Consider the following 1729-nt stretch of genomic DNA (forward strand, 5'->3'; position numbering starts at 1 on the left):
GCCGCATTGGTGGCGGCAATGTCGACGCCGGAGACAATAGCGTCCGCCTGGATGCCAGAGCCGGAAACGCGGACATTGCCGCCGCCGAGGACCTGACCGATGATATCAACACTGCCGCTTCCGGCTGCCGCACTGGTGGCGCCTGAAAGCACGATGTCCTTGTGGCCGGTGATCGTGTCGGCGGTGATGGTCTGGCCGGTGGTATTGATCGCGCCGGCTGCAAGCACAGTCCCTGCCTGTATGGCGCCAGCACTGTCGTTGATCGTCAGATCACCGCCACCCGCACTGAGCACGATATTACCGCCATTGGCTTTGGTCGCGGCAAAGTCGACGCCGGAGGCGAGAAGACCGGCGCTGACACCATTGGCGTTGCCATTGATGGTGATATTGCCCGCGCTAAGCAATTGGTTGGCGACATTGACGCCGCCGGTGACGCCGACGGCTTCATGGCTCGTGATGTTATTTGCCTGCAACAGCGAGGCCTGAGCAGTCAGGTCGCCGGCCGACAGCAGCTTATCGACAACGATATTGCCCGTCGTGGCTGTCAAACCGAGCGTGCCGGCCGAGCCGAGAATAACGCCGCCACCGTTCGCACTCGTGGCCGCAAAGTCAACACCAGCAGCAATCGCACCGGCCTGAATGGCGGCGCCAGAGATCAGGACGTTGCTTGCGGCAAGAACCTGCCCACTGACGTCGACACGACCACTCGCCGTATTGACGGTGAGTGCGCCGTGGGACGTGATGCCGCTCGATGTCAGCGAAGCTGCAGTTATCGCCAGGTCGCCGGCGGACTGGATACTCCCGGCGGAAACATTGCCGGTTGCGCTAGCATTGAGTGCTCCGGCCGACAGCAGATTACCGGTCGTGATATTGTCGCCGGTCGCCGTCAGGCTGAGAGAGCCGCCACTACCAAGCACCACATTGCCGCTCGGATTAGCACCCGTAGCGGCGAAATTGATGCCGGAGACGATCGTGCCGGCGGATACGGATCGGCCGCTGGCGCTGACATTCCCCTGTGCCTGCACGTTGCCTGCAACAGCAATGTCGAGTCCGGCGTTCAGCGCGATGCTCTGATTGCTCTGCAGCGAATTGGCCGAGATCGAACCGGCCGTCGCCGTCAGATTGAGACCGCCAGTGATAATGGCGGCACCTGCGATCGCGATATCGCCTGAGGTGGCGACAAGCGTCGCTGCACCATTGCCGGCGATGACGCTGCCGGCGGCAATGCCGCCGCCCGAGCTCAGCTGCACGGTCGTGCCGCTGTTGACGTCGCCGGAGATGCCGATGAGGCCGGTTCCACTTGCAAGCACGATATCGCTGTCGGCGGCGACCGACTGCAGGGTGATACCCTGGTCAGCCTGAACCGAAACCTTCTGTCTCGAGGTCACCCTGGCGGCCGTCACCTTCTGTTTCGAGGTGATGGCAACGCCGTCGCGGCCAGAGGCATTGCCGATCGAGATCTTGCCGTCGGCCGACAGCGTCAGTTCGCCGGCATTGGCGGCCATGTCACCGCTCATCTTGACGCCGGCGCCCTTCTCGGTGACGACGACCTTGATGCGGTCGGCCTGCATGGCGCCGAGTGCCGTGCCGTCGATCGCGTATTCCGGCGTGCCTGACGTGGCGGTCAGCGCCGTCGCTTCGCCGGTGGCATAATTGTATTGGCTGGCGCCGCCCGTCAGGCGGATGGTCTTGCCGTAGACCGGCGCATTGACATGGATATTGCGGGCAA

The 1729-nt window shown here is 63.3% G+C and carries 1 protein-coding gene; it reads right to left on the minus strand.

What is annotated here, in order from left to right; genetic code table 11:
• Positions 1-1729: beta strand repeat-containing protein (locus tag PH552_RS33610; protein ID WP_483315524.1), on the minus strand; the 1729-nt coding region annotated here is incomplete at both ends.

It is taken from the genome of Rhizobium aureum, assembly GCF_030182495.1.
In the GTDB taxonomy this organism is placed as follows: domain Bacteria; phylum Pseudomonadota; class Alphaproteobacteria; order Rhizobiales; family Rhizobiaceae; genus Rhizobium; species Rhizobium tropici_C.